The following is a 24,578-nucleotide window of genomic DNA, read 5'->3' as shown; positions in this document are numbered from 1 at the left end:
CGCTAGCACCGACAAGAGGGCGCGGCAGGGCGCGGGAGGGCGCAGGAAGGCTCAGGGGCGCACGGGAGAACCGGGGGACGACAGGGCCAGTGCCCCTTACATACGTATCCGGTCCACGACCTCGGAGGGATACCGGCGCCCGCCCCAGCCCTCTACTCTCGGCAGAATCAAGGGAGTTGGGATTACGGGAGTTGAACAGCCACGACCCAGGAGGCGGCCTTGCCCACACCTGCTTCGGTATCGGCCACAGGCCTTGCGGAGCCCGCCGGGGTCGCCGCCCGCGCCCGCGCTCTGACCAAGGCCTACGGCTCCGGCGAGACCACCGTGCTCGCCCTCGACTCGGTCGACGTGGACATCGCACGCGGCCGTTTCACGGCGGTCATGGGCCCGTCCGGTTCGGGCAAGTCCACGCTCATGCACCTGCTCGCCGGGCTCGACACGGTCTCCGCGGGGCAGGTGTGGATCGGTGACACCGAGATCACGGGGCTCAAGGAGCGGGAGCTGACGCGGCTGCGGCGGGACCGCGTCGGGTTCATGTTCCAGTCCTTCAACCTCATCCCCACCCTGAACGCCGTCGAGAACATCACGCTGCCGATGGACATCGCGGGCCAGCGCCCCGACCGCGAGTGGCTCGAGTACGTCATCGACACGCTCGGCCTGCGCGACCGCCTGAAGCACCGGCCCGCCCAGCTGTCCGGCGGCCAGCAGCAGCGCGTCGCCTGCGCGCGGGCGCTCGCGGCGCGCCCCGAGCTGATCTTCGCGGACGAGCCGACCGGCAACCTCGACTCCCGCGCGGGCCTCGAAGTGCTCGGATTCCTGCGCGAGGCCGTCGACAAGCTGGAGCAGACCGTCGTCATGGTCACCCACGACCCGGGCGCGGCCGCCCACGCCGACCTGGTGCTCTTCCTCGCGGACGGCAGGATCGTCGACCAGATGCCGCACCCGACGGCGGAGTCGGTCCTGGAACGCCTCAAGCGGTTCGACGCGGCTCACGCGCTGCCGCGGGAGAGCCGTGCCGAGTCCGACGGGGGTCCGGACCTCGACAGTGACGGCAAACCGGACCGGGACTGAGGCGGTCAGGGGCCATGCTGAAGGCGACCCTCAGGAGCTTCCTCGCGCACAAGGGCAGGCTGCTGCTCTCCGCACTCGCCGTGATCCTCTCGGTGGCGTTCGTCGCGGGCAGCCTCATCTTCTCGGACACGGTCGCCCGCACCTTCGACCGGCTCTTCGCCTCGACCTCCGCCGATGTGACCGTCGAGCCGAAGGAGAACCTCGACGAGGCGGTGCCCTCGGGGCAGACGCCGACGATCCCCGCGAGGCTCGCCGGCCGCCTGGCCGAGGTCGACGGGGTGGCCCGTACCCGTGTGGACGCGGCCGTCGAGAACATCACGATCGTCGACAGCGAGAACGACTCCGTGGGGCCCACCACCGGCGCCCCCACCATCGCCACCAACTGGCAGGTCACCGACCGCAGCCCCGTCGATCTGACCTCGGGACACACCCCTCGCGGCAAGCACCAGGCACTGCTCGACGCGGACACGGCCGACAAGAAGGACGTGAAGATCGGCGACACCCTCACGGTGCTCGCCGCGCCAGGCTCGTTCAAGGTCAAGGTCGTCGGCATCGTCACCTTCACCACCACCAACCCCGGTGCGGCCCTGGTCTTCCTGGACACTCGGGCCGCCCAGCGTGAGCTCCTGGGCGACAAGGACGCGGCGACGGGCATCTCGGTGGACGCCGCTCCCGGTGTGAGCGACATCGAACTGAAGCGACGTATCGCCGCCGAACTAGGCTCGGGCTACGACCTGAAGACCGCCGACGAGCAGGCGGATTCGGCGGCGTCCGACCTCGGCGGTTTCCTGGACGTCATCAAGTACGTGATGCTCGGCTTCGCGGGCATCGCCGTCCTGGTCGGCATCTTCCTGATCGTCAACACCTTCTCGATGCTGATCGCGCAGCGCACCCGCGAACTGGGCCTGCTGCGCGCGCTCGGGGCCGATCGAAAGCAGGTCCGCCGCTCCGTCCTCACCGAGGCGGTCCTGCTCGGCGTGGCCGGTTCGACGGTCGGGCTCGCGGCGGGGATCGGGCTCGCGGCCGGGCTCATCGAGCTGATGGGCCTGCTGGGGATGAACCTGAAGTCGACCGAGATGGTCATCGGGTGGGGAACTCCCGTCGCCTCGTACGTCGTCGGGGTCGGCGTCACCTTCGTCGCGGCGTACCTCCCCGCCAGGCGCGCGGCCCAGGTCTCGCCGATGGCGGCGCTCGCCGACGCGGAGATCGCGGGCGTGGGCAGGCCGTTGAAGATCCGCGCGACCGTCGGTGTGGTCGTCGGTGCGGCGGGCGCCGCCGCACTCGTGGGCTGCGCCACCTCGGAGAAGACGTCCACGGCCGCGTCCCTGCTCGGCCTAGGCATCGTCCTCACCCTGATCGCCACCGTCATCGCGGGTCCGCTCCTCGTCCGCCCCGTGATCCGGGTGCTCGGTGGCGCGTTCCCCGCCCTGTTCGGCTCGGTCGGCCGGATGAGCCAGCGCAACGCGCTGCGCAACCCGCGCCGCACGGGCGCCACGGCCGCCGCCCTCATGGTGGGCCTCGCCCTGGTGAGCGGCATGTCGGTGGCGAGCGCGTCGATGACCAAATCCTTCGACGAACAGATCGACAAGACGCTCGGCGCCGACTTCGTCGTACAGAACAGCAACTTCGTGCCGTTCTCACGGGAGATCACCGAGAAGGTGCGGAAGACCGGGGGCGTCGGGCTCGTCGTGCGCCAGCGGTTCGCTCCGGTGAAGGTGTCCACGCCGGACGGCAAGAGCGTGGAGACGACCGCGGCGGGCTACGATCCGCGCCTCGACGACGTCGCCCACGTCACGTACGTCTCAGGCGACACGTCCACGGCGCTCGCGCCCGGAAACATCGCCATGCAGCGGGATTTCGCGCGCGACCACAAGATCCGGACGGGTTCGAAGCTGCCCGTGGAGTTCCCCGGCGGGCGCAAGACGGAACTGACGGTGGGCGCGCTCACCGATCAGCCGGGAGCCGAGGGGTTCGGCGTCGAGGGCGGGCTCTTCTTCGGCATGGAGACCGTCGAGGAGTTCGTGCCGGGTGGTCAGGACTCCGCGCTGTACGTCAACGCGGCCTCGGGCACGGGTCCCGACACGTTGCGCGAGCGGCTGGAGAAGACACTTGATCCGTTTCCACAGGTTCAGGTCCGCGACCAGGCCGACTACAAGGATCTGATCCGCGAGCAGATCGCCGTGATGCTCTACCTCGTCTACGCGCTGCTCGGCCTGGCGATCATCATCGCGGTCCTCGGCGTGGTCAACACCCTGGCCCTCTCGGTCGTCGAGCGCACCCGCGAGATCGGCCTGCTGCGCGCCATCGGGCTCGCCCGGCGGCAGCTGCGCCGGATGATCCGCCTGGAGTCGGTGGTGATCGCGGTGTTCGGCGCGCTGCTCGGGCTCGCACTCGGCCTGGTGTGGGGTGTCGCGGCACAGCAGGTGCTCGCGTTGCAGGGCATGACGGCGTTCGCGATCCCCTGGACGACGGTGATCGCGGTGCTGGTCGGATCGGTGATCGTCGGCCTCGCCGCCGCACTGCTGCCCGCGCTGCGCGCATCGCGCATGAATGTCCTGGCGGCCATCGCGCACGAGTGATGGACTGGGGCCGCCGCGCCCAACTGTCCATCCGCATGAGGAGAGTTCATGGCCCGCCCGTTCCGCTTCGGGGTCAACATGGTCACCGCTTCCACCGGCGACGAGTGGCGCAAGAAGTGCCGCAAGGCAGAGGCACTCGGCTACGACGTCATCCTGGTCGCCGACCATCTCGGCATGCCCGCACCGTTCCCGTCGGTCGTCGCCGCCGCCGAGGCCACTGAGCGGCCCCGCGTCGGCACGTTCGTCCTGAACGCCGGATTCTGGAACCCCACACTGCTCGCCCGCGAGGTGGCGACGGCGGACGCGCTCACGAACGGGCGCCTCGAACTGGGGCTCGGCACGGGATACGTCAAGCCGGAGCTCGACGCCGCCGGACTTCCCTGGGGCACGCCCGGTGAGCGCGTGGCTCATCTCCGGCGCACCATCGAGAAGTTGGACGGACTCCTCGGCTCCGACGAGCACCAGCCGGGTGCCCTGCAGAAGCCCCGGCCGCCGCTTCTTGTCGGCGGCAACGGCGACCGCATGCTGAAGCTGACCGCCGAGCACGCCGACATCGCGGCGTTCACCGGCGCCAAGGTGGCTCCGGGCGACAGCAGCGGAAGGATGAGCCACCTCACGCCCGAGGAACTGGACGATCGGATCGCCGCCTACCGGCGCTTCGCAGCGGGCCGCTCCGAACCGGCGGAGCTGAACCTGCTGATCCAGCTGGTCGAGGTGACCGGCGACCGTCGGGGAGCGATCCAGCCCGTACTCGAATACATCCCGCACCTCACCGAGGACGAGGCCCTCGGCCTGCCGATCCTCCTCATCGGCACAGTCGAACAAATAGCCGAGCAGCTGCGCGCCCAGCGTGAGCGGTACGGCTTCTCGTACATCACCGTCCTGGAGCCCGTCATGGACGCGTTCGGCCCGGTCATCGAGCAGTTGCGCGGCGAGTGAGGAGAGGCGCCCGGGACGGTGCACGGCCGCCCGCGCACGCGGAAACCACTCGCCAGACAGGCGGACGCACTGCTTACATCTCCCCCATGAGCGATCTCCACATCCGCGGTGCGACCCCTTCGGACATCGACACCGTGCTCCGGTTCTGGCGTGCGGCCGCGGAGGGTACGAGCATCAGCGACGACCACGACGGCGTGGCCCGCCTCGTCGCACGGGACCCCGAGGCCCTGCTGATCGCGGAGCGCGAAGGAGTCATCGCCGGAACCGCGATAGCCGGATTCGACGGCTGGCGCTGCCACCTCTACCGTCTCGCCGTACATCCCGACCACCGCCGCCAGGGCATCGGCTCGGCGCTCCTCGCCGCGGCCGAGGAGCGTTTCGTGGGCCTCGGCGGCCGCCGCGGCGACGCCATGGTCCTGGACCGCAACGAGCAGGCCCATCACGCATGGCGTGCCGCGGGCTACGCGCCCCAGCCGCAGTGGAGCCGCTGGGTGAAGCATCTCGCCGACTGAGCGGCCGAACCATGGGTACCCGGGGACGATCCGCCGGAGTGGACCTTTGATCCGCAGGAGCAGACTGTCCTGATCCCTTAAAATGAACGGACCACTCGAACGTCAACGAAAGGTGTGACCGTCCGCCCATGGGCGAGCCTCCCAGTACCCGACATCGCGCGTTCCCCCGGTCCCTGCCCGATCATGGGACGGAGGTGACCCGATGACCGAAGTGCTCCTGCTCCTCGTGGCGGTGCTGCTCTCGCTGGCGTGCGGCGTCTTCGTCGCGGCCGAGTTCTCCCTCACGACGGTCGAACGCAGCGAACTGGAGCGAGCCTCCGAACGCGGCGAGCGCGGCGCCGCAGGCGCCCTCAAGGCCGTCAAGAACCTCACTTTCCAGCTCTCCGGGGCCCAGCTGGGCATCACCGTCACCAATCTGGTCGTCGGCATGCTCTCCGAGTCCTCCATCGCCAAGCTGATCGCGGGCCCGTTGCGCTCGGTGGGCATCCCCTCGTCGGCGGCCTCATCGGTGGCCCTGGTGATCGGTACGGCCCTGTCGACCGTCTTCCTGATGGTCGTCGGCGAGCTGGTCCCCAAGAACTGGGCGATCTCGTCGCCGCTGGCCGTCGCCAAACGGGTGGCCACCGTGCAGCGCCTGTTCAGCTCCCTGTTCCGCCCCTTCATCGCGCACCTGAACAACACCGCGAACCGCTCCGTCCGCCGCTTCGGCATCCAGCCCACCGAGGAGCTGGCCTCCGCGCGCAGCCCCAAGGAGCTGGTGGCGCTCGCCAGGCACTCCGCCAAGGAGGGCTCCCTGGAGGCGGACACCGCCGAGCTGTTCGTCCGCACCCTGAACCTCGCCGACCTCACCGCGGAGAACGTGATGACCCCGCGCGTCCAGGTCATGGCCCTCGATGTGATGGCCACCTGCGAGGACGTCGCGAACGCCACCCGCGCGACGGGCCTGTCCCGCTTCCCCGTCTACCGCGGCAACCTCGACTCGGTCGTCGGCGTCGCGCACATCAAGGACGTCCTCGCGGTACCCGCCGAGCGCAGGGCCCGCCACCCCGTCGCGGAGCTGATGCGCCAGCCCCTCCTCGTACCGGAGACACTGACCGTCGACCGCCTGCTCGACCGGCTCTCCGGCAAGCGCACGATGGCCGTGGTCATCGACGAGTACGGCGGCACGGCGGGCGTCGCGACCCTGGAGGACATCGTCGAGGAGGTAGTCGGCGAGGTGCGGGACGAGCACGACCCGCACGAGACGTCCGACATCGCCGCCGCGGGCACGGACGACGACGGCCGGACGCAGTACTCCGCCGACGGCTCGGCCCGCACCGACCAGCTCGCCCGGGTCGGCCTGCGCGTGCCTGACGGGCCCTACGAGACCCTTGCCGGGCTCGTCGCGACCGAGCTCGGCCGTATCCCGGCCGAGGGCGACAGCCTCGACGTGGGCGGCTGGCGGCTCGACGTGGTGGACGCGCGTGGCCGCCGCGCGGCCCGCGTCCTGCTGCACGCGCCCCTGAACGACGACCACCAGGAGGAGGAGCGATGATCGCCGTCCAGTTGTTGATCGGCCTTGCGACCCTCGTGGTCAACGGCTTCTTCGTGGGCGCCGAGTTCGCCCTCATCTCCGTACGAAGGAGCCAGATCGAGCCGCACGCCGAGGACGGCGACCGGCGTGCCAAGAGCGTGCTGTGGGGTCTTCAGCACGTGTCCGCGCTGCTCGCCGCCGCGCAGCTCGGCATCACGCTGTGCACACTGGTGCTCGGCATCGTCGCCGAGCCCGCGATCGCGCATCTCCTGGAGCCGCTGTTCGACGGGGTCGGGGTGCCGCACGGCATGGTCCACCCGATCTCGTTCGTCATCGCCCTGACGGTGGCGACGTATCTGCACATGCTGCTCGGAGAGATGATCCCCAAGAACATCTCGCTGGCCGAGCCGGTGCGCACGGCGCTGCTGCTCGGCCCGCCGCTCGTCGCGATCGCGCGGGCGCTGCGCCCGGTCATCTTCGCCATCAACGCGTTCGCCAACGGCCTGCTGAAGCTGCTCAGGGTCGAGGCGAAGGACGAGGTGAGCGCGTCCTTCTCGGACGACGAGCTCGCCCGGATGGTCAAGGACTCCAGCGAGGCGGGGCTGATCGACGACCGCGCCCAGGAGCGGCTGCACGACGCCCTGGAGCTGGGCCGCCGTCCCGTAAGGGATGTGGTGCTCCCGCTGGAGAGCGTGGTCTACGCCCGGGTGGGCGTGACGCCGGAGGAGCTTGAGCGGCTTTCGGCGGAGTCCGGTTTCTCGCGCTTCCCCGTCGTGGACGACGGCCTTCGTATCGTCGGCTATCTGCACGTCAAGGACGCGCTCGACCGGATGCCGCGCGATCTTCCGTTCCGGGTGCCCGACATGCGGAAGATCGCCCAGGTCCGCGAGACCACACCGCTGGACGACGTGCTGACCGCGATGCGCCGCAGCCGCACGCATGTGGCGGCGGTGCTCGGCTCGGACGGCAGGCTGGCCGGCATGGTCACGATGGAGGACGTACTGCGGGAGCTGTTCGGTCAGCCCGTGTGACCGAGGGGGCGACCCGTACAACCGAGGGGCAACCCGTTGATCCGAGGGGGATGCGCACTGTGAGTCAACTCGTCCTGCGCGACGTGTCGTACGGGTATCCGGAGCGGCCTGTGCTCGAACAGGTCTCCTTGTCGGTGCGGCCCGGCGAGAAGGCCTGTGTCATCGGTGAGAACGGCTCGGGGAAGTCGACGCTCCTGCGCCTGATGGCGGGCGAGTTCGTGCCCGCCGACGGCGAGGTGGCCGTCGTGTCGGACGGCGGCACCGGCTATCTCGCGCAGACCCTGCGCCTTCCGCCGCACGCCACCGTGCGGGACGCGGTGGACGACGCGCTCGCCGAACTGCGGGACCTGGAGCGGCGGATCCGGCGGGCCGAGGAGTCGCTCGGCTCGGCGGGAGAGGCCGAACTCGCCGCGTACGGAGACCTCATCGCCGCGTTCGAGGCGCGTGACGGCTACCGCGCCGACGCGCGCCTCGACGCGGCCCTGCACGGCCTCGGCGTGCCCCACCTGGAGCGTTCCCGGAGCCTGGGGTCGCTGTCCGGCGGCGAGGCCGCGCGCCTCGCGCTCGCCTGCGTCCTGGCCCCGCAGCCCGAACTGCTCCTCCTGGACGAGCCGACGAACCACCTGGACGACCAGGCCCTCGGCTGGCTGGAGGAGCGGCTGCGTGCCCACCGGGGCACCGTCGTCGCCGTCACCCACGACCGGGTCTTCCTCGACCGGGTCGCCGAGGCGATCGTCGAGGTCGACGGCGACCGCCGCGGCGTGGCCCGCTTCGGCGGCGGCTGGCACGGCTATCTGGAGCAGCGCGCCACGGCCCGGCGGCGCTGGGAGGAGCGCTACCGGGAGTGGAGCCAGGAGGTCGAACGCCAGGAGCGGCTCGCGGAGGGCGGTTCCGAGCGGCTCTCGGTGGGCTGGCGGATGAGTGACAGTCCTCGGTTCGCGGGCCATCAGCGGTCCGTGGAGGGCCAGATCTCCGGTGTCGTGCGCAACGCGCGCGAGCGGCTGCGCAGGCTGCGCGCGGAGCCGGTGCCGCGCCCACCCGACCCGCTGCACTTCACGCCCGGTGAGGGCATCGAGGGCGGCGACCACCCCTTCGTACGCCCGGCAGTCCTGACGGACGTCGTGGTGGGCGAGCGTCTCGCCGTCGAGAGCCTGCTCCTCGAACCGGGTTCGCGCACGCTGGTGACCGGCGTGAACGGCGCGGGCAAGTCGACGCTGCTCGGTGTCCTGGCCGGGGTGCTCACTCCGGATCGCGGGGAGGTCCACCTCCCGTCCCGCGTCGGCTACTTGCCGCAGGAGACCGAGTACATCAGCGGGTCCTACGAGGACACGGCGAGGCCGCTCCTCGACGCCTTCGCCGCGGGGCTCGCGGGGCTGCCCGATGACCACGCGGAGGCACTTCTGTCCCTCGGTCTCTTCCGCGAGGAGGACCTGGTCGTGCCGGTGAAGGGGCTCTCCGTGGGACAGCGCCGCCGCTTGGCCCTTGCCCGCCTGGTGACACGTCCGGCCGACCTCCTCCTGCTCGACGAGCCGACGAACCACCTCTCCCCCGCCCTGGTCGAGGAGCTCGACCAGGCGCTCGCGCAGTACCGGGGCACGCTGGTCGTCGTGTCGCACGACCGGAGGCTTCGGGAGCGCTTTTGGGGCGAGCGGATCTCGGTGGAGGCCGGCCGGGTGGTCAGGACCTGACTCCTGTCAGGGCGCGGTGTGTTCCCTGTGGGGGGTCGGCGTCTCCGTGACGCCCGGCCCGCGCGCCCCTACGTTCGCGGCGCCGACCGCCGTGAGGACGGCGAGCAGCGTCGCCATCCCCGCGGTGGCGAGCGCCACTTTCCAGTCGACGTCCAGGAGGGTCGTCGCCCCGGCGATCAGGACAGCGGCGAGCGACTGCGCGAAGGTACGGAGCGCGCGCTCCGCGGTGGCCTTCCAGAATCCAGCGGTCCACATGTCTGGCCCACTCTCTCGTGATTGCGGGGTCAACACCTGGCATACCGCTGTCAGGTACCGGTGCCCAGGGGGTCACCGGGGTCACTCTCAGGGATCGAGGCTGTGACCCGTCGTCGCGTCGACGTGATCCGGGATCTCCTCGTGCCGGTCACCGACCGTCGGGGTGCCCGTGGGCTCGAAGAGGAGGATCTTGGCACCGGACGGGGCAGACGGCTTGTGTTCCGTGCCGCGCGGGACCGTGAAGACCGTGCCCGCGGGGAGGTCGACCGTGCGTTCGCCGGACGGCTCGCGCAGGGAGATGCGCAGTTCGCCTTCGAGGACCAGGAAGAACTCGTCAGTGTCGTCATGAACGTGCCACAGGTGGTCGCCGTCCGCCTTCGCCACACGTACGTCGTAGTCGTTGACGCGGGTGACGATGCGGGGGCTCCACAGGGCGTCGAAGGAGGCGAGGGCGCTGCCCAGGACGATGGGTTCGTTGCTCATGTGTCCAGCCTCCGGCGTTCGCCGCCGACTCCGTGAGTGGTAGAAATGGCGTATGCCGCAAGGATCCTCTCAGGCTGCCGGAGCGGGGACTCCGCACCGCGTCGTCGTCATCGTCGACGCGAACTCCAACCCCTTCGAGCTCGGCTGCGCCACCGAGGTGTTCGGCCTTCGCAGGCCCGAACTCGGGCGTGATCTCTACGAGTTCAGCCTCTGTTCGCCCGAGCCGCACACCCTGATGCGGGACGGGTTCTTCACGCTGACGGGCGTCGCCGGACTGGACGCTGCCGATTCGGCGGACACCCTGATCGTGCCCAACCGTCCCGACATCGAGGTCCCTCGCCGCCCGGCCGTCCTGGATGCCGTTCGCCGGGCGCACGCCCGGGGAGCCCGGCTCGTCGGCTTCTGCAGCGGCGCCTTCACGCTCGCGGAGGCCGGAGTGCTCGACGGTCGCCGCGCCACCGCGCACTGGCAGTGGGCGGACGACTTCCGGGCCCGTTTCCCCGGCGTACGGCTCGAACCGGACGTGCTCTTCGTCGACGACGGCGACATCCTCACCGCCGCGGGCAGTGCCGCCGCACTCGACCTCGGACTCCACCTGGTCCGCCGCGATCACGGAGCGGAGGTCGCCAACGCGGTCAGCCGCCGCCTCGTCTTCGCCGCCCATCGGGACGGCGGACAACGGCAGTTCGTGGAGCGCCCGGTGCCCGAAGTACCGGACGAGTCCCTGGCCCCTGTACTCGTCTGGGCCCAGGAACGGCTCGACTCGGCCCTGTCGGTGCCGGGTCTCGCGGCGCGCGCCGCACTCAGCACCGCGACCCTGCACCGCCGCTTCCAGGCCCAGCTCGGCACCACGCCCCTGGCCTGGCTCACCGGCGAACGCCTCACGCTGGCCTGCCGGTTGATCGAGCGGGGCGTGGCCCCCTTCGAGACGGTCGCGCGGCGCAGCGGGCTCGGCACCACCGCCAATCTGCGCGCCCTGATGCGTCGCGAGACGGGACTGACTCCTTCGGCCTACCGACGCCGATTCGGGCCCGCGCCCAACTGACGCGGGCCGACCACACTCTGATCTGGGGGAATCATGACGGCTGCGGACGCACCGCCCATCGTCTTCGTACACGGGACTCGGTTCAGCGCGGGACAGTGGAGCCCGCAGCTCGCCGCGCTCCACATGGAGTTCCCGGTGGCCGCCGTCGACCTGCCGGGCCACGGCGCCCGCTGCGCCGAACCCTGGAGTCTGAACGCGGCGACGGAGATCATCGCCTCAGCGGTGGACTCGCTCGGCCACGGCCCGGCGCTGGTCGTCGGACACTCGCTCGGTGGGTACGCCTCGCTGGAGTTCGCGCGGCGCTGCCCGCAGCAGCTGCGGGGGTTGGTCCTCGCGGGCGCCAGCGCCTCGACTCGTGGTCCGTGGGCGACGCCGTACCGGTGGGCCGCCGGGCTCGTCCCCCGCATACCGGCGGACCGGTTGACGCGCTGGAACGACAGGCTGCTGCGTCGGCTCTATCCGCCCGAGGTGGTGGACGCCACCGTCCGCTCCGGCTACGCCTTCCACACGCTGCCGGCCGCCTGGGGCGAGGTCCTTGGCCGCTTCGACGCGGATGCGATGCGTCATGTGGCGGCTCCCGTCCTGATCCTGAACGGCGAGAAGGACAGCGTCTTCCGGTCCGGCGAGAGGGACTTCGTCCGCGCGCATCCGCACGCCCGCGTCGAATTGATCCCACGGGCGAGACATCTCGCGAACTTCGACGACCCTGCCGCCTTCACCGAGGCCGTCCGCCGCTTCGCCCTGCAACTACCCGCTCACAGCTGAGCGCGCCGAGGAGGTAGTCGCAGGGCCCGGCACTTGTCCCTCAGCGCCGGCGCGTGCCCCGCTCGCGGGCCAGCGCCTTCGCGTCCTTCTTGAACGCCCACTCCATGTCGGGTTCCATCGCGAACCGGAAGAGACGTTGCACCGGCGGTGTGCACAGCGCCGTGATGACGGTCGCCGCGGCGAGCGTGACCGTGATCTCGCCCAGCGGCGTGTGCAGCCAGTCGAGCTCGTACCAGTCCCAGAAGCGGGAGCCCTTGGCGAGGAAGCCGTGCAGCAGATAGCCGTAGAGCGTGCCCGCGCCCAGGGCGGTGAACCAGAGCTTGCGCCCGGGGACCCAGGCGAAGAAGCACGCGACGAGGACCACCGAGCAGCCGAACATCGCGAGCGTCATCACGCCCCCGGTCCAGCCGGGCGCGGCCAGCTCCTGTGCGCTGTCCCGGCGGTAGAACCAGGCGGCGTTCATGCGCGGCGCCGCCCAGTAGGCGAACAGCATGACCATCGCGAAGACGGGCAGCGCGATCAGCCGGGCTTCGCGGCGCCGCACCAGCTGGAAGTGCTCGGGCTTCAGACACAGGCCGAGGACGAAGAACGGCAGGAACTGCAGCACCCGTTGGAGGTCCAGGTCGTCACCGATGTCCGGCGAGACCGAGGCCAGCACGGCGATGGCGAGCGAGAGCGGCAGGGGCCAGCGCACCACCTTCCACAGCGGGGTGGTGAGCCGCCAGATGAAGAGCGCGATCAAGAACCAGGTGAGGTACCAGGGGTCCAGCAGGCTGATCGGGTACGTGGGGTCGTCGTCCGCGTAGCGCTTGAAGAAGGTGTACGCGACTTCGAAGATGACGTACGGCACGGCGATGCCGGTCACCAGGCGCTTGAGGCGGCCGGGGCTCGCGTCGAAGCTCCGCGAGAAGTAGCCGGAGATGACGATGAACGCCGGCATGTGGAACGTATAGACGGTGATGTAGAGCGCGGCCGCCGCACGGCTGTCGCCGCGCAGCGGCTCCCACGCATGGCCCATCGCGACCAGCACGATCGCCAGGTACTTCGCGTTGTCGAAGAACGCGTCTCGCTGCTTGACCGGCGGTTTCGGCGCCACGGTGGGGGCTTGTGGCGCCGCCGGAGGGGCACTGCGCGCGGCGGGCAACGGCGTTCGCAGCGCCCCGGTTTGGTCCACCGACCGGACAGGCTCACTCACGGGACCTCCCGGGGGAACCCGGGCCCGCGGTCTCGCGTCTTACAGTATTTGCGGGTGCTACACCTGTGTAGAACATCACCGGCACCCTAGCCACCGAAGCCCCCACACGTACAGTCACGCCGCCTGTGAATCAGCCGAACGCCGCCGGAGAGGGTCCGACCAGCTCGGTCAGGACGTCCTCCATGGTGACGAACCCGAGCACCGTGCCGCTCTCGCCGGTGACCGCGGCCAAGTGGCTGCCCGCCGCCCGCAGCGCGGTGAGGGTGTCGTCGAGCGGAGTGTCGATGTGCACCCGTGTGATCGCGTGCAGCGCGCCGCGCGGGAACGGCCGGTCCCGCTCGGCGATGCCCAGGGTGTCCTTGATGTGGAGGTAGCCGAGCAGGGTGCCCTCCGGCCCTGTCACCGGGAAGCGGGAGAAGCCCGCGTCAGCGGCCACCCGCTCCAGGCGCGCCGGGGTGACGGTGTGTTCGACGGTGCGCATCTTGGCCGCCGGTACGAGGATCTCGCCGACCGGCCGGGTGCCGAGCTCCAGGGCGTCGCGCAGCCGCTCGCCGTCGGCCGCCGACAGGAGCCCGGCCGCACTGGAGTCGATGACCATACGGGCGAGCTGGTCGTCCGTGTACACGGACTCGACCTCGTCCTTCGGCTCGACCCGCAGCAGCCTGAGCAGGGTGTTGGCGAAGGCGTTGATGCCGAAGACGACCGGCCTGAGGGCACGGGTGAGGGCCACCAGCGGCGGGCCGAGGAGCAGCGCGGTCCTGGCGGGCGCGGCGAGCGCGATGTTCTTGGGGACCATCTCGCCGATCAGCATGTGCAGATACGTCGCCACGGACAGGGCGATGACGAAGGCGATCGGGTGCACGAGCGCGTGCGGGATGTGGACCGCTTCGAAGCCGGGTTCGAGGAGGTGTGCGATGGCGGGTTCCGCCACCGCGCCGAGCACCAGGGATGAGACCGTGATGCCGAGTTGGGCGGTGGCCATCATCGCGGAGATGTGCTGAAGACCCCACAGGGTGGCCCGGGCCCGCTTGTCGCCTTCTTGGGCGCGGGGTTCGATCTGGCTTCGGCGTACCGAGATCAGGGCGAACTCGGCGCCGACGAAGAACGCGTTGGTGAGCAGCGTCAGGGCGCCGATGGTGAGCTGGATGGTGGTCATCGTGCCCCCTCCACGGCCTGGCGGGGCACCTGGAGTACCGGTTCGGTGATGCTGATCCGGTCGGCGCGGTGGTGCTCGACCGTCAGGACTGCCAGTTGCCAGCCGTCGAGGTCGAGGGCGTCGCCCTTGGCCGGGATGCGGGACAGGCGGGTGGCGATCAGGCCTGCCACGGTCTCGTACGGCCCTTCGGGCGCGGTGAGTCCTATCGCGGCGAGCTGGTCGATGCGGACGCCGCCGTCGGCCTCCCACACCGTGCGGCCGTCCGGGGCCGTCTGCGCGGGCAGCAGATCGGGGACCTCTACGGGGTCGTGCTCGTCGCGGACCTCGCCGACGACCTCCTCGACGATGTCCTCCACCGTCGCCACACCGGCCGTACCGCCGTACTCGTCGATCACGACGGCCATCGTGCGGGTCTCCCGCAGCCGCTCCAGAAGCCGGTCCGCGGGCAGGCTGTCGGGCACGAGGAGTGGCTCGGTGGCCAGCTCGGTGACCGAGGTGAGCCGCCGCTTCTCGGGGGCCAGGGCGAGCACGTCGCGGATGTGCACGGTGCCGATGACCTCGTCCAGACTGTCGCGGAAGACGGGGAAGCGGGACAGGCCCGTGGCGTGCGTCAGGTTCGCGGCGTCGGCGGCCGTGGCGTGCGCCTCCAGAGCCCGTACGTCCACGCGCGGGGTCATCACGTTCTGCGCCGTCAGCTCGCTCAAGTGCAGCGTGCGGACGAACAGTTCGGCGGAGTCCGCCTCCAGGGCGCCCTCGGCGGCCGAGCGCCTGGCCAGGGCGACCAGTTCCTCGGGGGTGCGCGCGGAGGCGAGCTCCTCGGCGGGCTCGAGACCGAAGCGGCGTACGACGTGGTTCGCGGTGTTGTTCAAGTGCCGGATGAAAGGGCCGAAGGCGGCGGTGAAGCCGCGCTGCGGTGCCGCCACCACCTTGGCGACGGCCAGCGGCCGGGAGATCGCCCAGTTCTTGGGCACCAGCTCGCCGACGACCATCAGGACCACAGTGGAGACGATCACCCCCAGGACGCTCGCCACCGGGGACGCGGCCCCGTCGAGCCCGGCCGCTTCGAGCGGCCCGCGCAGCAGGGCCGCGAGCGAGGGCTCGGCGAGCATGCCGATCACCAGGGACGTGACGGTGATGCCCAGCTGCGCGCCGGACAGTTGCAGGGTCAGGCGCCGGACGGCCTTCAGGGCCCCCTCGGCACCCCGCTCGCCCGCCTCGGCGGCGCGCTCCAGGTCACTGCGTTCGACGGTGGTCAGGGAGAACTCGGCCGCGACGAAAACCGCGCAGGCGAGCGTGAGGAGCAGGGCGAGCAGCAGAAGCAGGATCTCGGTCACCGTGCCACCCCCGTTCCCTCGCGCTCGGACAGCGGGCGGGAAATGGCACGGTTCGTACTGGGAGGCTCACCCATTGCGGGTCCGTGGCTCCTTCTCGTACTCGTACGCGGTGTCGTACGAGGGCGGTGGCAGGGAAGCGGTAGCGCTTCTACAGCCACTGTAAAGGAACGGCAAACTGATCCGGCGGGCCTGTCGGTCTAGAGCGGGGTGGCCGCGTGCAGGATGAGGACCATCGTGACGGCGGAGTTCGCCGACGACATGGCGGAAGCCACAGCCCCCGCGGCGGCCGCCCAGGCCGCGAGCCCCACCGAGGTGAACAGGGACGGCCAGGTGCGCGCGGCGGGCGCAGGGCCGAGGAGGGCCGCGACCCGGCGCGGTACGGGTCCCGGCGCTGCGAGTCCGGCGAGGGTCGGGGCCGGGGCGCCCCGGGAGTGGAGGGCCGCCTTGCCGATCGCGCGGGCGACGGTTCTGCGGTCGCCGACGGCGTGGGCCGCGTCCTCGTCCGCCCACCGCTCGGTGGTGTAGGACACGGCCGTGCGCAGCGGGCGCAGGAACGGATTGGCGCGCGCGGCCAGCTGCACGGCAAGGAGATAGCGGTGGTGCCGGGTCGCGAGGTGCGCGCGCTCATGGGCGAACAGGGCGCGGCGCTCCGCGGGGGCGAGGCAGTCGAGAAGGGCGGTGGTGACCACGACCCGGTCGCGGACGCCGCCGGGGAGCGCGTACGCGTAGGGCTCGTCGTCGGGCAGGACCGCGACGGCGGTGCCGGGGAGCCCGGCCAGCGCCTGGTGGGCGCGGCGGCGTACCTGACGGTGGCGCCACAGTGTTCTGCCGCACGCGACGGCCACGGCGAGCAGCCCGGGAATGGCAAGGCGCCCGGCGACCTCGTCGTACGGGACGGCGGCGCGCACCTCGGGGTCCGACCAGCCGTCCGGCAGCGGGTTACCGGGCAGCTGAGCCGTGCCGACGACCATCAGCAGGCCCAGGCACAGAGTGCTGCAGAGCGCCATGACCGCGGCGACCGTCGTGAGCAGCCGGGTGGCGGTCCGCGGGTGCAGGCGCTGCTCGGCGAGCCGGGCGACCGGCCAGGCCGTCAGCGGAAGGACCAGGGGCAGCAGGACGAACATCCCCATGACGGTTCAGACGTCCTTCTCCGCTTCGGCCTGCCGCAGGAACTCCCGCAGCAGCTGCTCGTCCCCGGGCGGCAGCGCGGTGAGGAAACTGGCCAGAACCGCCTCCCGGTCGCGCTCGCCGTCCAGCACCTTGCGCATCTTGCGTGCCGCGAGACCCGCCTCGTCGGACGACGGCGTCCACGCGAAGGAGCGGCCCGCGCGCTCACGGGTCACCGCACCCTTGTCCAGGAGTCGGGTGAGGATCGTCACGACCGTCGTGTACGCCAGGTCGCTGCCGAGCCGCTCCTGCACCCAGCCCGCTGTCGCGGGGCCTTCCGCCTCACGCAGGGCCGAGAAGACCTGCGCCTCCAGCTCACCCTGCCCCCGCCGCCGGGAACGCCGCTCCTGCTCCGCCACGCCCGTCTCCCTTCCGCTGCCTCGCCGTCAAAGGACGAGGCTAACGCCCGGCCCAGGGGCAAGCCGCCACCCCTTGACCCCACCATGACAGCGGGGCCCGATAAAAACAGCATTGCTCCGCCTCGTAGCGCGCATTAAGGTCACTCAGGTGACTGCCGGGTCGGCCATGGGCCACGTACGAGTGAGGCATCCGGCCTCGGCGTGAGCGCGAGGCGGGCCAGATCCCCGCCGTCCCCTCTTCCGCCTTACCTCCCCGCGCCCCATGCGGCGCACCTTCAGTGGAACCCAAGACCCGGAAGAGACATCGCCCATGACGTCACCCATGCCGCGCGAGCAGCATCCGTACGACCCCAGTTCACCTGGCACGCCCAATTCACCTGTCACGACGGTCCAGTTGAACCACACCGCCGTCTTCGCCAAGGACCGGCGGCTGTCGGCCGAGTTCATCGCCGTGATCCTCCGCCTGAAGGTCGGCGCCCCGTTCGGGCCGTTCCTGCCCGTCGATCTCGGCAACGGCGTGACGCTCGACTATTACGCGCCGAGCGACGAGCACATCCAGCCGCAGCACTACGCGTTCCTCGTGCCCGACGAACAGTTCGACGCCATGATCGCCCGCCTGGAGGCGGTCGGGGTCACGTACTACGCCGACCCCAACCACACCGAACCCGGCCGGATCAACCGGCTGTTCGGCGGTCGCGGGGCGTATTTCGCCGACCCGGACGGCCACAACATGGAGATCATGACGCGGCCCTACGTCCGCCCGTAGCTCCATGGAGACGTGATTGAGGCATCGTGCCCCGCCCGCTCCCGCAGCGGGCGGGGCACGGGTGTGTGGCCGTGACCGCTGAGACCTGGACCGGGCCGCTCGCCGTGAGGCGGCGGGGCAAGCTGACGCCCTGTGTGTCGTACGGTCCCCGGGAGCCGCCTTGTTGACACACGCGGCACCCGTACGGAAGACATGCGCACCCGCTACGGGACGGCGCAAAAGGCTCATTGCCGCTCTTGTCCGGCGGCAGTAAGAAGGGGAACCGACGCTAAAACGTTGCGGCCGCAGCGACCTGAGAGGCATCACATCGCAGCTCCAAGAGAAGCCGGGTGATCCAGAATGGCGCAAGATCCGCACACCCCAGTGACGAACGAGCCGCACGACGGAGCCCAGTCCCTGGCCGCCGAGCAGGAAGCGGTCCTGCAGCCGCCCTCCGAGGGGACAGAGGGCCAGGCCCAGCAGTCGATGGGTGAGGGCCTGGAGAACGTCGAGGGCTACCGGCGCCCTGACCACTTCGCACCGGAGGCCTGGACGGCCCCGACCGCCACGCTCCCCGACATCGGAGAGGCGTCCTACGGCCCACCGCCGCTGGCTCCCGAGACCGTGCACGGCCCCGACGACCGCGTAAAGATCAATGACACCAGCGTGTATCCATGGCGGGTGCACTGCTACCTGCTGATCACCGCCCGCGACAACACCCTCTACCAGGGCACCGGCTGGCTCCTGGGCCCGCACACCCTCGCCACGGCAGGGCACGTCGTCTACATCAAGGGCAGCGGTGTGGCGGGCCGCGACGGCTGGGTGAAGAGCATTCAGGTCATGCCGGGGCGCAACGCCGCCTCCCTGCCCTATGGCAGCATCACCTGCACCAGCTTCCGCTCCGTGACCGGCTGGACGGACAACGGCGACGAGAACTTCGACTACGGCGCCATCATCACGCCCTCCAACATCGGCGCCACCACGGGCTGGTTCGGCTTCGGCGTCTGGTCCGACTCGGACCTGCTCAAGACCACCGGCAACATCTCCGGCTACCCAGGCGACAAGCCGTCAGGGACGCAGTGGTACGCGGCACGCGGGATCGACTCGGTCGCCCCACGCAAGGTGTACTACGACATCGACACCGCCGGCGGGCAGAGCGGCAGCTCCGTCTACCGCATCGACAGCACCGGCCGCTACGGCTTCGGCATCCACGCCTACGGCGGCTCGCGGGTGAACTCGGGAACCCGGTTCACCACCCCGGTCTTCAACAACTACGTGGCGTGGAAGGCGTGAGCTCACCCCGATGAACGGCAGCAGGTCCGCAGTGGAGATCACCGGCGTCGTCCGCGACGCGTCGGGCAACCCGGTGACGGGCGCCCACGTCCTGTTCACCGACGGGCCCCAGCCCCTGCCGGACATCGCTGCCCTGACGGACGCCGAGGGACGGTTCTCCCTCAGCGCCCCCACGACGGGCGTGTACACGCTCACCTGCCGGGCGGACCCTCTCTCGGGCCCGCCCGGCACGGCCGAGGCCACCGTCCGCGTCGATCCGACGGCACAGGCCGCCCTTCCGGGGCCGCTGCGGGTCGAGCTGATCCTCGGATGAGGGGCGCGTGCGGCACCGCGCGGCAGCGGTGGACATGCGTGGTGCGCCACTCCTGTCTAGCGTCGCGAGCATGAACACTGTCCCGCAGCGTTTCGAGATCCTGCTGGTGCCCGAGTTCTCGGGGAACGGCGAGAGTACGACCGATGCCCGCGACGCCCTGCGCTCGGCCGTCGTGGCGGCCACGGGCGAGACCGGAGCCTCCGGCTTCCCCCGGTACACGGGCGACGGGATGGAGGCAGACATCGACCCCGGGACCCGCACCGTCGAGGCGCTCCTCGTGGACGGCTCCGAGCTTGACTACGGGCTCTCGGCGCGGGTCGCGGATCTGTAGCGGGGCTGCCCGGCCCGGCTCGGCCGGAGCACCGGTCCGGTCACAGCGGCGGGGCTTCGGCGGCGAGCCGTGTCAGCGTGTGCACCAGGCCCTGCGGTGAGTCGTCCTGCCCGGGGCCGACCGCTCCGGTGGGCGAAACGGTCCCCACCACGGCGTCGCCCGCGTGGACCAGGATGTGGCTGGGCGGTTCGAGTCGGCGGGCCTGGTCGATGACCGTGGCGGCGTCGCCCGCGAAGCGGGCGCTGAGGTCGATGACCAGGACGTCGGGCAGCAGGGCGCGGGCCCGTGCGAGCGCGAGGAAACTGTCGTCCGCATGGGAGATGACGTACACGCCCGGGACGGTCTCGATCTGCGGGATCAAGTCACTGGCGCGGTGTTCGGCGGCGAGGACCAGCACGGTCAGCACGTCGTTCTTGTCCTTCGCGTGGTTCCTTGGCGTGGCCCGGGTTCCAGCGGCGCTCGCCCTACTGCGGTCAAGACCTGGCCAGTCGTTTCAGCATGTCATCCGACGCTGCGGATCCGGCGGCATCCGCAGTGTGGGCGTGTCTGCGGGCGGGCCGGCAGGCAGGTGTGCGGGGGCGCCGTTCGCCCGGTCCGGCCGCTCGAACGTGCCTTCGGCGCTTCCTGAACAGCGGTCGGACCGGCCCTGCCCGCGGGCGGACCGCTCCTCAGTCGACTGATTGCCGAACATGGGGGTACTCGGCTGCCATGCGAACCCACAACCAGCCGTTCGACCGCTGATCACAGACGCCCCGATCGGTGTCCACGTCGCGTGGGCGCCCATCGGCCGGCCCCGGCGCCGAACGGACCACGAGACAAAGGGAGGCAGCCATGATCACCGCCGTCATCATCGCCGTGGTCGTCATTGCGGCAGCCGCCGTCCTCATCGTCGGACTGCGGCGAGCCCGAGGCGGCGGACGCGGCCTGAAGAACCGCTTCGGACCAGAGTACGACCACACAGTCGCCCGCCACGACGGCGACGTACGGGCAGCCGAGCAAGAGCTCCGTGACCGTGTACGACTTCACGGCTCCATCAAGGCCGAGCCCCTGCCGCCCGGCGCGCGTGAGCGGTACCTGGCTCAATGGGCCGGTGTCCAGGAGCAGTTCGTCGAATCACCGCAGCAGGCGATCGCCGAGGCCGACGCGCTCCTCGCCCGCCTGGCCAGGGACCGGGGCTTCCCCGACGGCGAGCGCTTCGACGAGCAGGTGGCCGCGCTCTCCGTGCACCACGCCCACTCCGTCCACGGCTACCGCAGCGTGCACACGGCGGCATATAAAAAGGGCGGCACCGAGGAACTGCGCGAGGCCATGGTCGAGGCCCGACACCTCTTCGAGGCCCTGACCTCCGAGCACGCGGTCGACTCGAACCGGAACCGCTCGCCCCAGAACAGCCGGCAGTCCCCCGCCGACCGCGGCCACGCACCGTGGGCACTGACCCGACGTCACGCGAAGGGAAGCGGCACATCATGACGGACGCCAAGCACCTCACACCGCACGAGCCGGTCACGGGCAGCGGCTCCCCCGCACCCGCTGCCGTCACTCCCGTCACCCCCATCCCGCCGGTCACCGAGTCCGCCCCCGAATCCGAACTGCTCCCGCGGGACGAACGGGACAAGCTCGGCCTGCGGCTCCAACAGGCCCTCAGCGCCTTCGTCGACGATCCCCGCCAGGCGGTGAGTGAGGCCGACAGCCTCTTCGACGACGCCGTCAGGCATCTGACCGAAACCCTCGCGGAACGGCGGCGCACCCTGCGCACAAGCTGGCAGGGCCAGGACAGCGAGGCGCAGACGGAAGAACTGCGCCTCGCTCTGCGGCAGTACCGCGAATCCGTGGAACAACTGCTGCGCGTCTAGGCACGAGGCAGTCGGCGCGACGGTGCGCCACCGCCTTGGCCCGACCCGGGTCAGCCGTTGGGGAGAATGACCGCCCGGCCGCTGATCCGGCCCTCGTGCAGGTTCTCGTACGCCTTGGGTGCGTCGTCCAGGGCGTACGTCTCCACGTGGACGTCGATCACGCCGGAGCGTGCCAGGTCGAGGACCTCGATCAGCTCGGACCTGCTGCCCCAGTAAGGGGCGCGGACCGCCGCGTCGTAGGGAGTCGTGCCGAAGCCGACGGACGCGACCCCGCCGCCGATGCCGACGATGGTGATGTCCGCCTCCACCGCGGCGCAGGCGGTCGCCGTGGCGATGGTGGGCGGCGCGCCGACGAAGTCGAACACGGCGTGGGCGCCGAGGCCCCCGGTCAACTCGCGGACCTTCGCCGCCGCGTGCTCGTCCGACAGGACGGTCTCGTGGGCGCCGACCTTGTGGGCAAGGCGCAGCTTCTCTTCGGTGACGTCCAGGGCGATCACCCGTGCCGGGGTCAGCGCGCGCAGCAGTTGGATGGCGACGTGCCCGAGGCCTCCGGTGCCGATGACCACGGCGGTGCTGCCGGGGGCCAGCTTGGGCAGGGAGGTCTTGATGGCGTGGTACGGGGTCAGGCCCGCGTCGGTGAGCGGCACAGCGGTCACCGGGTCGAGGTCGCCGAGCGGGACCAGATGGCGCGCGTCGTCCACGATCATGTACTCGGCGATGGCGCCGGGCGCCCCGAGCCCGGGCGGGCGGATGCCGAGCTCGTCGGCGCGCACGCAGTAGTTCTCCTTGCCCTGCGCGCACATCAGGCAGGCCCCGCAGCCCCAGGGGCCGTAGACGGCCACGGAGTCGCCGACCTCGAAGCCGGTGACGCCCTCGCCCAGTGCGGCGACCGTCCCCGCGCCCTCATGGCCGAGGGTGAGCGGCAGTGGGAAGGTCAGCGCCTCGGCGGGCCAGCTCATCACAGCGATGTCGGAGTGGCAGACGCCCGCGGCGGTGACCTTCAGGAGTACCTGGCCGGGACCCGGCTCCGGGCGCGGGACGGTGACCACCTCGGGGGCGGCGCCGACGCTGCGGTACTGGACGGCCTTCATCTCGCTCGGCACGGCGGGGCGTTCTTGCGCTGACATCTGGGATGCCTCTTCTCGTTCTTCGTTCTGTGCGCTTGGATCCCCCCGGCGCTCACGCATCCGACTGTACTCCTCACCATGTCCCAATGGGACATGTGGCCCACTGGGACATCCCTGCCGTTCGAGGACGGCCTCGAAGCCTCTCGGAGCACACGACAACGGGCCCCGGCGGATCAAGTCCGCCGGGGCCCGTTGTCGTGGTGCGTACGTACGACCGGTGCGCGGTGTCAGTCCGTGCCGGACTCCATCGCGGCACGGTCCAGCATCGACTCTTCCTCCGTGACCTCGCCGCGCGAGGCGATCGCCTCGGCGCCGCCGCCGTCCATGGCGCCGATCAGACCGGTCGACGCGGCCTGCGCGGCACCGATCGGGGTCGGGTGGCCGGAGCCGACCAGGCCGAGGCTCGCGTACTGCTCCAGCCGCGCACGCGAGTCGGCGATGTCCAGGTTGCGCATGGTGAGCTGGCCGATCCGGTCCACCGGGCCGAACGCCGAGTCCTCGGTCCGCTCCATGGAGAGCTTGTCCGGGTGGTAGCTGAACGCCGGGCCCTGGGTGTCGATGATCGAGTAGTCCTCGCCGCGCCGCAGCCGCACGGTCACCTCGCCGGTGACGGCCGCGCCGACCCAGCGCTGCAGCGACTCACGGATCATCAGCGCCTGCGGGTCCAGCCAGCGGCCCTCGTACATCAGCCGTCCGAGGCGCCGGCCCTCGTTGTGGTACGCGGCAAGGGTGTCCTCGTTGTGGATCGCGTTGACCAGGCGCTCGTAGGCGATGTGCAGGAGGGCCATGCCGGGCGCCTCGTAGATGCCGCGGCTCTTGGCCTCGATGATCCGGTTCTCGATCTGGTCGGACATGCCGAGGCCGTGCCGCCCGCCGACCGCGTTGGCCTCCATGACGAGGTCGACCGGGGAGGCGAACTCCTTGCCGTTGATCGTGACCGGGCGGCCCTGGTCGAATCCGATCGTCACGTCCTCCGTGTCGATCTCCACCGACGGGTCCCAGAACCGCACACCCATGATCGGGTCGACCGTCTCGAGCCCGGTGTCGAGGTGCTCAAGGGTCTTGGCCTCATGCGTGGCGCCCCAGATGTTGGCGTCCGTGGAGTACGCCTTCTCCGTCGAGTCCCGGTAGGGCAGCTCGTGCGCGACCAGCCACTCCGACATCTCCTTGCGGCCGCCGAGCTCCGTGACGAAGTCCGCGTCCAGCCAGGGCTTGTAGATCCGCAGGTACGGGTTGGCGAGCAGCCCGTACCGGTAGAACCGCTCGATGTCGTTGCCCTTGAAGGTGGAGCCGTCGCCCCAGATCTGCACCCCGTCCTCGAGCATCGCCCGCACCAGGAGCGTGCCGGTCACGGCACGGCCGAGCGGCGTGGTGTTGAAGTAGGGGCGACCGCCCGACCTGATGTGGAACGCGCCGCAGGCAAGCGCCGCAAGGCCTTCCTCGACCAGCGCGGCTCGGCAGTCGACGAGGCGGGTGATCTCGGCGCCGTACGCCGAGGCACGGCCGGGCACGGAGGCGATGTCGGGCTCGTCGTACTGGCCGATGTCGGCGGTGTACGTGCACGGGACGGCGCCCTTGTCACGCATCCAGGCGACGGCGACGGAGGTGTCGAGACCGCCGGAGAAGGCAATGCCGACGCGCTCGCCGGTGGGCAGGGAGGTGAGGACCTTGGACATAGGAAGAGTATGCATGACTTCGCATGACCATGCAACGTTGGTCGCCCAGGACAGCCAAATCGGGCCGCGACGGCTGAGGCGCCGAGCAACGCCGCCGACGGCAGGCCGTACCCACCAATGCGAACGACGGGCCGTACCGGCCTAATGC

At 70.8% G+C, this 24,578-nt stretch carries 25 protein-coding genes; 15 read left to right on the top strand and 10 right to left on the bottom strand.

What is annotated here, in order from left to right; genetic code table 11:
* Positions 1 to 219 precede the first annotated feature (219 nt).
* The 7 genes from ACFVXC_RS18825 to ACFVXC_RS18795 all read left to right on the top strand — a co-directional run bounded on the left by ACFVXC_RS18825 (position 220) and on the right by ACFVXC_RS18795 (position 9,333).
* Complete coding sequence (locus tag ACFVXC_RS18825) at positions 220 to 1,071, top strand: ABC transporter ATP-binding protein (RefSeq protein WP_389906540.1); 852 nt, start codon at positions 220 to 222, stop codon at positions 1,069 to 1,071.
* A 14-nt stretch (positions 1,072 to 1,085) separates the two neighbouring features.
* Entirely contained in the window at positions 1,086 to 3,650 is a 2,565-nt protein-coding gene (locus ACFVXC_RS18820) for an ABC transporter permease (RefSeq protein ID WP_389906539.1), read from the top strand.
* Positions 3,651 to 3,698: 48 nt separating this feature from the next.
* On the top strand, positions 3,699 to 4,589 hold the full coding sequence (locus tag ACFVXC_RS18815; RefSeq protein ID WP_389906538.1) for an LLM class F420-dependent oxidoreductase: 891 nt from the start codon (positions 3,699 to 3,701) through the stop codon (positions 4,587 to 4,589).
* 86 nt (positions 4,590 to 4,675) lie between these two features.
* Positions 4,676 to 5,101 (top strand): GNAT family N-acetyltransferase, encoded by a 426-nt coding sequence (locus tag ACFVXC_RS18810; RefSeq protein ID WP_389906537.1) that lies wholly within the window; start codon positions 4,676 to 4,678, stop codon positions 5,099 to 5,101.
* A gap of 202 nt (positions 5,102 to 5,303) precedes the next feature.
* Positions 5,304 to 6,635, top strand: coding sequence for a hemolysin family protein (locus tag ACFVXC_RS18805; protein WP_389906536.1), 1,332 nt, complete (start codon positions 5,304 to 5,306; stop codon positions 6,633 to 6,635).
* Complete coding sequence (locus ACFVXC_RS18800; protein ID WP_389906535.1) at positions 6,632 to 7,645, top strand: hemolysin family protein; 1,014 nt, start codon at positions 6,632 to 6,634, stop codon at positions 7,643 to 7,645. Before ACFVXC_RS18805 ends, ACFVXC_RS18800 begins: the two co-directional genes overlap by 4 nt.
* Before the next feature lie 50 nt (positions 7,646 to 7,695).
* Positions 7,696 to 9,333 carry an ABC-F family ATP-binding cassette domain-containing protein gene (locus ACFVXC_RS18795; protein ID WP_389906534.1) on the top strand — a complete coding sequence of 546 codons (1,638 nt, stop codon included), beginning with the start codon at positions 7,696 to 7,698 and terminating at the stop codon, positions 9,331 to 9,333.
* 6 nt (positions 9,334 to 9,339) lie between these two features.
* Here the strand turns inward: ACFVXC_RS18795 and ACFVXC_RS18790 are convergent, their stop codons facing one another.
* On the bottom strand, positions 9,340 to 9,588 hold the full coding sequence (locus ACFVXC_RS18790; RefSeq protein ID WP_389906533.1) for a holin: 249 nt from the start codon (positions 9,586 to 9,588) through the stop codon (positions 9,340 to 9,342).
* Between the two features lie 87 nt (positions 9,589 to 9,675).
* Complete coding sequence (locus ACFVXC_RS18785) at positions 9,676 to 10,071, bottom strand: cupin domain-containing protein (protein WP_389906532.1); 396 nt, start codon at positions 10,069 to 10,071, stop codon at positions 9,676 to 9,678.
* A 52-nt stretch (positions 10,072 to 10,123) separates the two neighbouring features.
* Here ACFVXC_RS18785 and ACFVXC_RS18780 point away from each other — a divergent pair, with 52 nt between their 5' ends.
* A complete protein-coding gene (locus ACFVXC_RS18780; protein ID WP_389906531.1) occupies positions 10,124 to 11,116 on the top strand; it encodes a GlxA family transcriptional regulator in 993 nt (330 codons plus the stop codon).
* A gap of 33 nt (positions 11,117 to 11,149) precedes the next feature.
* On the top strand, positions 11,150 to 11,881 hold the full coding sequence (locus ACFVXC_RS18775; RefSeq protein WP_389906530.1) for an alpha/beta fold hydrolase: 732 nt from the start codon (positions 11,150 to 11,152) through the stop codon (positions 11,879 to 11,881).
* A gap of 40 nt (positions 11,882 to 11,921) precedes the next feature.
* On the opposite strand, the gene ACFVXC_RS18770 is transcribed toward ACFVXC_RS18775, so the two are convergent.
* From ACFVXC_RS18770 to ACFVXC_RS18750, 5 genes are all read right to left on the bottom strand, one after another.
* Positions 11,922 to 13,076 (bottom strand): acyltransferase family protein, encoded by a 1,155-nt coding sequence (locus ACFVXC_RS18770; protein WP_389906529.1) that lies wholly within the window; start codon positions 13,074 to 13,076, stop codon positions 11,922 to 11,924.
* A 130-nt stretch (positions 13,077 to 13,206) separates the two neighbouring features.
* The gene (locus ACFVXC_RS18765; protein ID WP_389906528.1) at positions 13,207 to 14,232 is read right to left on the bottom strand and encodes a hemolysin family protein; all 1,026 of its coding nucleotides are present in this window, start codon (positions 14,230 to 14,232) and stop codon (positions 13,207 to 13,209) included.
* Positions 14,229 to 15,566 carry a hemolysin family protein gene (locus ACFVXC_RS18760; RefSeq protein WP_389906527.1) on the bottom strand — a complete coding sequence of 446 codons (1,338 nt, stop codon included), beginning with the start codon at positions 15,564 to 15,566 and terminating at the stop codon, positions 14,229 to 14,231. Before ACFVXC_RS18760 ends, ACFVXC_RS18765 begins: the two co-directional genes overlap by 4 nt.
* A gap of 197 nt (positions 15,567 to 15,763) precedes the next feature.
* The gene (locus ACFVXC_RS18755; RefSeq protein ID WP_389906526.1) at positions 15,764 to 16,696 is read right to left on the bottom strand and encodes a M56 family metallopeptidase; all 933 of its coding nucleotides are present in this window, start codon (positions 16,694 to 16,696) and stop codon (positions 15,764 to 15,766) included.
* Between the two features lie 6 nt (positions 16,697 to 16,702).
* The gene (locus tag ACFVXC_RS18750) at positions 16,703 to 17,092 is read right to left on the bottom strand and encodes a BlaI/MecI/CopY family transcriptional regulator (protein WP_389906525.1); all 390 of its coding nucleotides are present in this window, start codon (positions 17,090 to 17,092) and stop codon (positions 16,703 to 16,705) included.
* Between the two features lie 322 nt (positions 17,093 to 17,414).
* Here ACFVXC_RS18750 and ACFVXC_RS18745 point away from each other — a divergent pair, with 322 nt between their 5' ends.
* The 4 genes from ACFVXC_RS18745 to ACFVXC_RS18730 all read left to right on the top strand — a co-directional run bounded on the left by ACFVXC_RS18745 (position 17,415) and on the right by ACFVXC_RS18730 (position 19,774).
* Entirely contained in the window at positions 17,415 to 17,858 is a 444-nt protein-coding gene (locus tag ACFVXC_RS18745; RefSeq protein WP_389906913.1) for a VOC family protein, read from the top strand.
* Between the two features lie 339 nt (positions 17,859 to 18,197).
* Positions 18,198 to 19,130: a trypsin-like serine peptidase gene (locus ACFVXC_RS18740; RefSeq protein WP_389906524.1), complete on the top strand. Its 933-nt coding sequence runs from the start codon at positions 18,198 to 18,200 to the stop codon at positions 19,128 to 19,130.
* 10 nt (positions 19,131 to 19,140) lie between these two features.
* Positions 19,141 to 19,443, top strand: a complete 303-nt coding sequence (locus tag ACFVXC_RS18735; protein ID WP_389906523.1) for a carboxypeptidase-like regulatory domain-containing protein — start codon at positions 19,141 to 19,143, stop codon at positions 19,441 to 19,443.
* 70 nt (positions 19,444 to 19,513) lie between these two features.
* Positions 19,514 to 19,774: a hypothetical protein gene (locus ACFVXC_RS18730; protein ID WP_389906522.1), complete on the top strand. Its 261-nt coding sequence runs from the start codon at positions 19,514 to 19,516 to the stop codon at positions 19,772 to 19,774.
* A 40-nt stretch (positions 19,775 to 19,814) separates the two neighbouring features.
* On the opposite strand, the gene ACFVXC_RS18725 is transcribed toward ACFVXC_RS18730, so the two are convergent.
* Positions 19,815 to 20,180, bottom strand: coding sequence for a hypothetical protein (locus ACFVXC_RS18725; RefSeq protein ID WP_389906521.1), 366 nt, complete (start codon positions 20,178 to 20,180; stop codon positions 19,815 to 19,817).
* Positions 20,181 to 20,605: 425 nt separating this feature from the next.
* On the opposite strand from ACFVXC_RS18725, the gene ACFVXC_RS18720 reads away from it, so the two are divergent.
* Positions 20,606 to 21,244 carry a hypothetical protein gene (locus ACFVXC_RS18720; RefSeq protein WP_389906520.1) on the top strand — a complete coding sequence of 213 codons (639 nt, stop codon included), beginning with the start codon at positions 20,606 to 20,608 and terminating at the stop codon, positions 21,242 to 21,244.
* Positions 21,241 to 21,627 carry a hypothetical protein gene (locus tag ACFVXC_RS18715; protein WP_389906519.1) on the top strand — a complete coding sequence of 129 codons (387 nt, stop codon included), beginning with the start codon at positions 21,241 to 21,243 and terminating at the stop codon, positions 21,625 to 21,627. The genes ACFVXC_RS18720 and ACFVXC_RS18715 overlap by 4 nt, the downstream gene beginning before the upstream one ends.
* 50 nt (positions 21,628 to 21,677) lie before the next feature.
* Here ACFVXC_RS18715 and ACFVXC_RS18710 read toward each other — a convergent pair whose 3' ends face one another.
* Together ACFVXC_RS18710 and argG are read right to left on the bottom strand one after the other, a co-directional pair.
* A complete protein-coding gene (locus ACFVXC_RS18710; RefSeq protein WP_389906911.1) occupies positions 21,678 to 22,718 on the bottom strand; it encodes an NAD(P)-dependent alcohol dehydrogenase in 1,041 nt (346 codons plus the stop codon).
* A 263-nt stretch (positions 22,719 to 22,981) separates the two neighbouring features.
* Positions 22,982 to 24,430 (bottom strand): argininosuccinate synthase, encoded by a 1,449-nt coding sequence (gene argG, locus ACFVXC_RS18705; RefSeq protein ID WP_389906518.1) that lies wholly within the window; start codon positions 24,428 to 24,430, stop codon positions 22,982 to 22,984.
* Positions 24,431 to 24,578: the final 148 nt, after the last annotated feature.

This window comes from Streptomyces sp. NPDC058257 (genome assembly GCF_042881845.1).
Lineage (GTDB): Bacteria > Actinomycetota > Actinomycetes > Streptomycetales > Streptomycetaceae > Streptomyces.
Note: the sequence above shows the minus strand (reverse complement) of the source record. Positions and strands in the feature narration are given on the sequence as shown.